The sequence below is a fragment of the Micromonospora deserti genome (genome assembly GCF_003236335.1).
GTDB classification, from domain to species: Bacteria; Actinomycetota; Actinomycetes; order Mycobacteriales; family Micromonosporaceae; genus Micromonospora; species Micromonospora deserti.
In genome coordinates this window covers 1-8,968 of the sequence record NZ_POUB01000244.1, presented here as the reverse complement: position 1 = coordinate 8,968, position 8,968 = coordinate 1, and the positions used below count along the sequence as shown (strand labels likewise).

General features: G+C 73.0%; 6 protein-coding genes. 2 read left to right on the top strand and 4 right to left on the bottom strand.

Annotation, left to right across the window (positions count from 1 at the left end; genetic code table 11):
• Positions 1 to 89: 89 nt before the first annotated feature.
• Positions 90 to 1,064, bottom strand: a complete 975-nt coding sequence (locus C1I99_RS25305) for a TIGR03557 family F420-dependent LLM class oxidoreductase (protein ID WP_111136696.1) — start codon at positions 1,062 to 1,064, stop codon at positions 90 to 92.
• Between the two features lie 262 nt (positions 1,065 to 1,326).
• On the opposite strand from C1I99_RS25305, the gene C1I99_RS25300 reads away from it, so the two are divergent.
• Positions 1,327 to 3,627 carry a glycoside hydrolase family 6 protein gene (locus tag C1I99_RS25300; RefSeq protein WP_111136695.1) on the top strand — a complete coding sequence of 767 codons (2,301 nt, stop codon included), beginning with the start codon at positions 1,327 to 1,329 and terminating at the stop codon, positions 3,625 to 3,627.
• Between the two features lie 108 nt (positions 3,628 to 3,735).
• Here the strand turns inward: C1I99_RS25300 and C1I99_RS25295 are convergent, their stop codons facing one another.
• The 3 genes from C1I99_RS25295 to C1I99_RS25285 form a co-directional block, all read right to left on the bottom strand.
• Entirely contained in the window at positions 3,736 to 4,119 is a 384-nt protein-coding gene (locus tag C1I99_RS25295) for a hypothetical protein (protein WP_111136694.1), read from the bottom strand.
• A 141-nt stretch (positions 4,120 to 4,260) separates the two neighbouring features.
• Positions 4,261 to 5,253 carry a hypothetical protein gene (locus C1I99_RS35250; protein ID WP_111136693.1) on the bottom strand — a complete coding sequence of 331 codons (993 nt, stop codon included), beginning with the start codon at positions 5,251 to 5,253 and terminating at the stop codon, positions 4,261 to 4,263.
• Between the two features lie 10 nt (positions 5,254 to 5,263).
• Positions 5,264 to 5,872, bottom strand: coding sequence for a hypothetical protein (locus tag C1I99_RS25285; protein ID WP_111136692.1), 609 nt, complete (start codon positions 5,870 to 5,872; stop codon positions 5,264 to 5,266).
• Between the two features lie 575 nt (positions 5,873 to 6,447).
• Between C1I99_RS25285 and C1I99_RS25280 the strand changes: the two genes are divergently transcribed.
• The coding region (locus C1I99_RS25280; protein ID WP_111136691.1) for a sensor histidine kinase at positions 6,448 to 8,968 on the top strand (2,521 nt) is incomplete at its 3' end.

The following is an 8,968-nucleotide window of genomic DNA, read 5'->3' as shown; positions in this document are numbered from 1 at the left end:
CACTGTTTTCGCAGGCTTTATCTTTTTTTTTTTTTTCAAGCACAAGACGGCATACGAGGTGAGCGCTAGTCTCGTGGGCTCGAAGATCTCTATAAGAGACAGCACAGCTGGCGTAGCCGGGGCAGCAGCCGCTCCTGCGCCCAGTCCAGGAACATCAGCTGCGAGTCGGCCCCCACCTGCACGATCGCCACGTGGGTGAAGCCCGCTTCGACGAACTTCTTGATCGCCGCGACGTGCGCGTCCACGTCAGGTCCGCAGGAGATGCTCTGCGCCACGTCCTCCTCGCGGACGAACTGGGTGGCGGCGGCGAACGACTCGGGTCCGGGCAGCTCGGCGTTGACCTTCCAGCCCAACCCGAACCAGCGGAGCTGGTCGTGCACGATCTTTCTGCACTCCGCCTCGTCGGGGCCGTAGCAGATGGCGACCTGCCCGTAGCGGGGCCGGCCGACCCCGCCGGCGTCGTCGTACATCTGGATGATGTGCGGGTCCGGCTCAGTGGCGACGAGGCCGTTGCCGTACTCGGCGGCGAGGGTGGCCGACTGTCGGCCGGAGGCGGCGATCGCCATCGGCACCGGGTGGTCGGGCCGGTCCCAGACGTACGCGTCGGGCACGTCGTAGTGGTTGCCGGAGAAGGTGAGCGTCTCCCCGTTGAGTAGCGGCCGGATGATCTGCAACGCCTCCTCGAACATCTCGTGCCGCTGTTGCACGTGCGGCCAGCCGCCGACCACGTGTTCGTTGAGGTTCTCACCGGCACCCAGGCCCAGGGTGAACCGGCCGTCCGAGAGCACCCCGACAGTGCTGGCCTTCTGGGCCACCACCGCCGGGTGGTAGCGGCGGATCGGGCAGGTCACGAACGACATCAGCGCCGCCCGCGAGGTGGCGTGCGCGACCGCGCCCAACACCGACCAGGCGTACGGGGAGTGGCCCTGGGAGTCCAGCCAGGGGTAGTAGTGGTCGGAGATGACGAGGTGGTCGAAGCCGGCCCCCTCGGCGCGCACCGCATGGTCGACGAGGTGTTTCGGACCGGTCTGCTCACACATCAGGGTGTAGCCGATGTTGACCATGGCGTCTCTCCTTCGGACCCGGACAGATCATCCCCGGATACCCCGGCCGGCGTCGGTCAACCATCGCGTCCGCTTCGTCGGGCAGCTTCGTGGCCGCCCCGGCCAGGCGGACCTTAACCGGTTCATTGCGCTCCCGAACCCATCGGCCTAGGCTGATCCGTGCGCCGCCGGGAAGCCGGGCGGCGGCTGTCGGGCTGCAGCCGCCTTCCCCTGTGACATCCCACCCCCATCAGGGCAGCGGGGGTCCTCCCTGAGGAAGGCCATGAAGAAACGACTCTCCGTCGCCGGTGCGGCGCTGCTCGCCCTGCTGGTCGCCGTGCTGGCGTTCGGGCAGCCCGCCCGGGCCGCGACCGGTTTCTCCGTCGCCGGCGGCAAGCTCTACGACGCCAACGGCAACGAGTTCATTATGCGCGGGGTGAACCACGCGCACACCTGGTACCCGCAGCGGACCAGTTCCTTCGCCGACATCAAGGCGCTCGGCGCGAACACCGTCCGGGTGGTGCTCTCCAGCGGTGACCGCTGGACCCGCAACAGCGCCGCCGACGTCGCCAACGTCATCTCGCTCTGCACCGCCAACCGGCTGATCTGTGTGCTGGAGGTGCACGACACCACCGGGTACGGCGAGCAGAGCGGCGCGATCACCCTCGACCGGGCGGTCGACTACTGGCTCAGCATCGCCGGCGCGCTCGGCGGCCAGGAGAAGTACGTCATCGTCAACATCGGCAACGAGCCGTACGGCAACCAGAACTACGCCTCCTGGGCCACCGACACCGGCAACGCCATCAAGCGCCTGCGCGCCGGCGGTCTGGACCACACGATCATGGTCGACGCACCCAACTGGGGCCAGGACTGGTCGTTCACCATGCGCGACAACGCCGCCTCGGTGTTCGCCGCCGATCCCGACCGCAACACCGTCTTCTCCATCCACATGTATGGCGTCTTCGACACCGCCGGCGAGATCAGCGACTACCTCGGCGGCTTCCAGGCCGCCCGACTACCCATCGTGGTTGGCGAGTTCGGCTTCAACCACTCCGACGGCGACCCCGACGAGGACGCCATCCTCTCCTACAGCCAGGCCAACGGGATCGGTTGGCTGGGCTGGTCGTGGAGCGGCAACGGCGGCGGGGTGGAGTACCTGGACATGGCCACCAACTTCAACCCGGCCAGCCTGACCAGCTGGGGTCAGCGGCTCTTCAACGGCGCCAACGGCATCCGGCAGACCGCGCGGGAGGCCACCGTCTTCGGCGGTACCCCGCCGACCACTCCACCGCCGACGACGCCGTCGCCGACCACCCCGCCGCCCGGCAACAAGGTGGACAACCCGTACGTGGGGGCCAGGGGCTACGTGAACCCGGAATGGAAGGCCAAGGCCGACGCCGAGCCGGGTGGCAGCCGGGTGTCGAACACCCCGACCGCCGTGTGGCTGGACCGGATTGCCGCCATCAACGGCACCCCGGACAGCAGCTCCAACGGGGCGATGGGGGTCCGTGACCACCTCGACGAGGCGCTCCGGCAGGGCGCCGGCTACATCCAGTTCGTCATCTACAACCTGCCCGGCCGGGACTGCGCGGCGCTCGCCTCCAATGGGGAGTTGGGCCCGGACGAGCTGCCCCGCTACAAGGCCGAGTACATCGACCCGATCACGGCGATCCAGGCCGACGCGAAGTACCGGAACCTGCGGATCATCAACGTCATCGAGATCGACTCGCTGCCGAACCTGGTGACCAACACCTCCGGCAGGCCGACCGCCACCGCGATGTGCGACACGGTCAAGGCCAACGGCGCGTACGTCAACGGCGTCGGGTATGCCCTGGCCAAGCTGGGCGCCATCCCGAACGTCTACAACTACATCGACGCCGGGCACCACGCCTGGATCGGGTGGGACAGCAACTTCGGCCCCACCGCCGACGTCCTGAAGGCCGCCGCCACCGCCTCCGGCAGCACCGTGGCGCACGTGCACGGCTTCATCGTCAACACCGCCAACTACTCGGCACTGAAGGAGCCCTACTTCAGGATCACCGACTCGGTGAACGGCCAGTCCGTGCGGCAGTCCAAGTGGGTCGACTGGAACCAGTACGTCGACGAGCTGTCGTTCGCCCAGGCGTTCCGCGACAAGCTGGTGCAGATCGGCTTCGACCAGAACATCGGCATGCTGATCGACACCTCGCGCAACGGCTGGGGTGGCAGTGCCCGGCCCACCGGCCCGGGCGCGACGACCAGCGTGGACGCATACGTCGACGGTGGCCGGGTCGACCGCCGGATCCACGCCGGCAACTGGTGCAACCAGGCCGGGGCCGGTCTGGGCGAGCGTCCGAAGACCGCTCCGGAGCCCGGCATCGACGCGTACGTCTGGGTCAAGCCTCCGGGCGAGTCGGACGGCTCCAGCAGGCTGATCCCGAACGACGAGGGCAAGGGCTTCGACCGGATGTGCGACCCGACCTACACCGGCAACGCCCGCAACGGCAACAGCCCCAGCGGTGCCCTGCCCAACGCGCCGATCTCCGGTGCCTGGTTCTCCGCCCAGTTCCAGGAGCTCATGCGCAACGCCTACCCGCCGCTGTGAGCCCGACGCCCACCCGCCGCTGGCAGTAGGTGAGGCACTCCAGCGGCAGGTTCCCCGCCCCTGGTCCGACCGCCCGACGGTCGGGCCAGGGGCCCCTCGCGTCCAGGGTCAGGGGACCGTCCGCTCGATCGCCGCCCGGCCCATCTCGGCGAGGTCCCGACGGGCCTGCTCGACGTTCTCCGGGGTGAGGTCCTGGCCCCGCGCCATCACCAGGTCCTCCGGGTCCCAGGGTTGCTCCCCGCCGGTGCGGATGTTGTCCCCACCGGCCCCGGTGCCGGTGCCGGTCGCGCCGGTTCCGGCCGCGTACGGGTCGCCGATTAGGTCGTCCGTCGGCGCGCCGCCGGCCGGCCGCTCGCCGGGCTCGGCGAATGCCGGGTTGTCCCGGTCGGCGCCGCCGCCGGTCATCAGCTGGGGGACGCCGGTGTCGTCCTCCACCGCCGCGGCCACCTCGGCGCTCTCCTCCAGCGGTCGGTTACGGTCACGGTCGGTCATGTCACTGCCTCCTGTCCCCAGGCGCGTTCCCTGACCCCATCGCGTACCCGGTGCGGCGGTCCCCATGCCCCGCCACCCGGTCAGCGGGCGAGACGTGCGGAAGTCGGGGGCTCGGCCGGGATGCGCGGCCTCGCGGTACGGTCAGCGGCCCAGCACCCGGTCCAGGAAGTCCCGGTACTGGCGGACCGCCACCCGCAGCTGCTCCGTGTCCGCCGAGGCGGCCTCCTGCCAGGCGCCCAGCTTGTCCTTCTGCGCCGACAGGGCCGAGGCGAGGGCCTGGATGGCCTCGTCGACCAGTGACTGGGCCTCCCCGGCCGCCGCGCGGGGGTCGTCCACGAAGCGCAGCTGCACGTCCCGCCACCGGTCCCGGAACCCCTGCGCGGCTGCCGGGTCGAAGAGCGTCGCCGGCTCGGCCGCGACGGTCGATCCGGCCGGGCGGGCGGTGCCGGCGGCCTCCAGCGACCCGGCGGCGGTGGCCCTCGCGAGCACCGGGTCGGCGTCCGGCGAGACCCTGTCCGGATCCACCATGCTGGGCGTCGCCCTGCCGTACCCGGCGCCGCCGGCTGCGGCAGCGTCCGGGTCCCCGGCCCACCCGGTCAGGTCCGCCCGCCGCTCCGGGCGCCCCTCGCTCGCGTCGGGCGGCAGCACGCTCGTCCCCGCGGGCCGCTCCGCCCGGTCCGGCACCGCGTCCGCGCGCCGGTCGGTCTGGTCCGCGGCCCGGTGGCCGCCGCGGTGGAACTCCGCCGTCGGGTCGGCCCGGCGCCCCTCGCGTGGCCCGTCGGCGACGCCGTCGCCGGGGCGGGCGGTTTCCTCCGTCCGGGGGTCCGGTTCGTCCTCGGGACGCGGGCTGGCCAGCGCGGACGCCGCCACCGCGCCACCGACCGAGGTGGCGCCGAAGGCGGTCGGCACCGGGGCCGGCTGGTGGAACTCCGGCCGCCCGGCGTCCTCGGCGTCCCGGTCGGCCGGGGACCGCTCGCCGGCGACCCTCGGGTCGTCGAACGTGCCCCGGTCGTCCAGCGCGTCCTCGGGTACGTCGGCCCGGCCGGCCTGGTCCGCGGGCGGGGGCACGGGCACCGGCGTGGAACGGGCGTCCTCGGGGTGTTCCCTGTCCACCTGCTGCTCTTCGTGGCGCATGGCGATCTCCTCAACGGCTCGTGACGTCGTGCGGGCTGTCCGGCTGGCGCTGCTCAGGCTGGCGCTGCTCCGGGGGCCGGTGCCCGACCGGGTCCTCGCCGAGCAGGTCGGCGAAGAGGGCGCGGTAGTGGACTACGGCCCGGCGCAGCTCCTCGGTGCTGGCCTCGCCCCGGGAGTTGCGCAGGTGGATCTCGTGGGCGTCGCGGTAGTGGGTCAGCGTGCGGGCGTGCTCGACGGAGAGATGGGCGATCTGGTCGGCGAAGTCACCCGTGGGGTAGCCGCGCTCGGCGATGAGCCGGGTGACCAGGTCGTCCGCGGCGCCCACGGTCTCCCCCGGGGAGTCGACGAAGCGGACCTGTAGTTCCTCCCAGGCGGCGGCGTACCGGGCCCGGGACTCGGGAGCGAGCGGGGTGAGGGTGAGCTCGGCGTGCCGGCGTTCCCGGTCCCGCAGTTCACGCTCGGCGGCGGCCCGGCTGTGCTGCTCGGCGACGACGTGGTCGTACTCGGGTCCGAACCGGGACCGCAGCGCCCGCCGCCGGGCGTAGGTCCGGGTCAGCACGGCCAGCGCCGCGATCACCAGTACGACGAGAACTATGACGACTACCTGCGTGGGCGACATGGCTCCTCCTTCGCCACCCGGTATTCCCTCAGCTTGCTGATCGCCAATCCCGATCCGGGGCACTTTCCCCGCCGGCGCTGAAACCTCCCGCGCGGGATTCGCCGGGTACGGGACGATCGGCGACGAACCGGCCTCGACGTACACCCGGGCGTAGCCGCTCCAGACCGTGGGCACGGTGACCATCCGGCAGGAGCCGAACCGCATCGTCGATTTCATGTCGAACACCCCGGAGCCGACGCGCATGCTCACCTGGCTGTTCAGATCGAGCGGCAGAACAACTGCCGCCAGCGCACGACGACTCCGGCCGGCGGGTCGCCGACGGCCTGGGCGCCTCCGTCAACAGCTGATCCGGTCCACCCACGAACGCCCCGCCACCGCCGGCGGGGCGTTCGTCGGTTGTGGACGCCCGTCCGGACACGCGTTGCGACGGACGGTAGTGCATCCGGCGCGTTATTACGTATCCTGCCCAAGGCGTCCGCCGGTGGCGCCCCGCGTCCCGCCGGGGCGCGGTCGGTCCGGACGTTGCCCGGCCGGCGCCGGCGCCCCCGCAGCCACACCTTCCGGGCGAGGTCCGATTGAAAACCCGCGACTGGCCGATCCGCTCCAAGCTGACCGCCCTGGTCGTCGTGCCGGTGACCGCGCTGCTCGCGCTCTGGATCTTCGCCACCGCACTCACCTTCGGGCCGGCCCTCGACCTGCTGGCCGCCCGGACCCTCCTGTACGACCTGGGCCACCCCGGCGAGACCGTGGTCGCCGAGCTGCAACGGGAACGCCGGCTCTCGGTGATCCACCTGGCCGGCGACGGTGTCCTGCCCGGGCTGGCCGAGCAGCGGCAGCGCACCGACCACGCGGTCGCCGAGTTGCGCCGCCGGATCGCCGGAGAGGAACTGCGGGAGGCCGCCGGCGACCTCCTCGACGCCCGGCTGGACCAGCTGGTCACCGCGCTGGATGCGCTGCCCGCCGGACGCGGGTTCATCGACCGGCGGGAGGTTGACCGGACCGGGGCGATCGGCCTCTACAGCGGCATGATCAATTCGGCCTTCCAGGCGTTCGCGGCCATGGCGGCCCTGCCCGACCAGGACCTGAACCGGCAGGCGCTCGCGCTCACCGCGTTGGGCCGCTCCCGGGAACTGCTCGGGCAGGCCGACGCGCTGCTGGCCGGGGTGTTCACCGCCGGCCGCTTCGCCGAGGGGGAGCACAGCCAGCTCGTGCAGACCATCGGCAACCAGCGGTTCCTCGCCGACACGGCGGTCGCCGACCTGCCCGACGCCGAGCGGACGGAGTACCAGCGCCTGACCGAGGGGGCGGTCTTCGCCCGGCTCCGGACGATGCAGGACACCCTGATCGGCGCCGGGCCGTCGGCGCGCCCAGCGGTGGACCCGACCGTCTGGCAGACCAGCTACGAGGCCGCGCAGCAGGCGCTGCGGGAGTTCGAGCTGGCCCAGGCCGACGGCCTGGCCGACCGGTCGGTGCCGACCGCCGTCCGGATCCTGGCCCGGCTCGCCGCCGCCGGCGTGCTCGGTCTGGTCGCCGTCGTGGTATCGCTCCTGGTGGCGCTGCGGTTCGGGCGTTCCCTGGTACACCGGCTCACGGTCGTCCGGACGGTGCTGGAGCAGGCCGAGCGCGCGCTGCCCGACGTGGTCGCCCGGCTGCGCCGCGGCGAGCAGGTCGACATCGCCCGGGAGGCGCCGTCGCTGGAGTACGGCGCGGACGAGATCGGCCAGGTGGGGCGGGCGTTCACCGCGGTGCAGCGGACGGCGATCGGGGCCGCGGTCGACGAGGTCAACCTGCGCCGGGGGCTCAATGATGTCTTCCTCAACATCGCCCGGCGCAGCCAGGGCCTGGTGCACCGGCAGCTCGCCCTGCTGGACCGGATGGAGCGGCACACCGAGAGCCCGGACGAGCTGGCCGAGCTGTTCCGCGTCGACCACCTCGCCACCCGGCTGCGACGGCACGCCGAGGACCTGGTCATCCTGGCCGGCGCGGCACCGGCGCGGGGCTGGCGCAACCCGGTCGCGATGGTCGACCTGATCCGTGGCGCCATCTCCGAGGTCGAGGCGTACGACCGGGTGGACATCACCACCGTGCAACCCGCCGGCGCCCTCGGGCGGGCCGTCGGTGACGTGATCCACCTGCTCGCCGAGCTGATCGAGAACGCCACCGCGTTCTCCCCGCCGGGAACCCGCGTGGAGGTCTCCGGGCAGCACGTCGCGAACGGGTACGCGGTGGAGATCATCGACCGGGGGCTGGGGATGTCCGCCGCGGCCGTCGAGGAGGCCAACCGGCGGCTGGCCCGGTCACCCGAGTTCGATCCCGCCGAGACGGCCCGGCTCGGCCTGTTCGTGGTGGCCCGGCTCGCCGCGCGGCACGGGGTCCGGGTGCGGCTGCGCCCTTCTGGCGGGTCTGGGCTGACCGCCGTGGTGCTCATCCCGGCGGACCTGATCACCGACGAGCCGTCCGCGTTGCCCCTCGGGACGGACGCCGGATCGGCGCCGCCGGGCTCCGGGCCGGCGGCGCAGGGGCGGCGGATGGCCCGTGCGGGCCGGCTGGGCACCCTGCCCCGGCCGCGGTCCGCCCAGTCCGGCCGGGAGCGGACCGACCCGGTGCCGTCGGCGCCGCCCGGCGCGGTGCCGCCCCCTGCCGGCCCGGTGCCGGTGTCATCCCACCCGGCCTGGCCCGGCCCGGCGCCGGCCGAGACCGCCGGGGAGGTCGACGGGCTCCCGCGCCGGGTCCGGCGCCGCCAGGCGGCCGCACACCCACACCAGCCGCCGGGCATGGTGGAGGCGCCCATTGGGGGGCAGCCGACCGTGGACGACGCCACCCGGCTGCCCGTGGTGGATGGGCCGACGCTGCGGCAACCGGCCGTCGGGAACCCCACCCTGCGCAGCCCGGAGGAGGCGCGCCGGGTGATGTCGGCGTTGCAGGCCGGCACCGCCCGCGGCCGGGCCGCCGCGGAAGCCGGCGCGCCGGAGCCGACCGCCCCGACCACCCGACGGACCGCGTCCGCCCGGCCGGGTGTGCCCGACCTGGCCACCGGAGCCACGGAGGAGACCGGGACCACCGGGACACCGCCCACCGCCGGCCCCGAGGCCACCC

Bases quoted from the DNA above. Each gene is read 5' to 3' on its own strand.
- C1I99_RS35250 (WP_111136693.1), bottom strand. From the start codon at position 5,253: ATGCGCCACGAAGAGCAGCAGGTGGACAGGGAACACCCCGAGGACGCC.
- C1I99_RS25300 (WP_111136695.1), top strand. From the start codon at position 1,327: ATGAAGAAACGACTCTCCGTCGCCGGTGCGGCGCTGCTCGCCCTGCTG.
- C1I99_RS25305 (WP_111136696.1), bottom strand. From the start codon at position 1,064: ATGGTCAACATCGGCTACACCCTGATGTGTGAGCAGACCGGTCCGAAA.
- C1I99_RS25285 (WP_111136692.1), bottom strand. From the start codon at position 5,872: ATGTCGCCCACGCAGGTAGTCGTCATAGTTCTCGTCGTACTGGTGATC.
- C1I99_RS25295 (WP_111136694.1), bottom strand. From the start codon at position 4,119: ATGACCGACCGTGACCGTAACCGACCGCTGGAGGAGAGCGCCGAGGTG.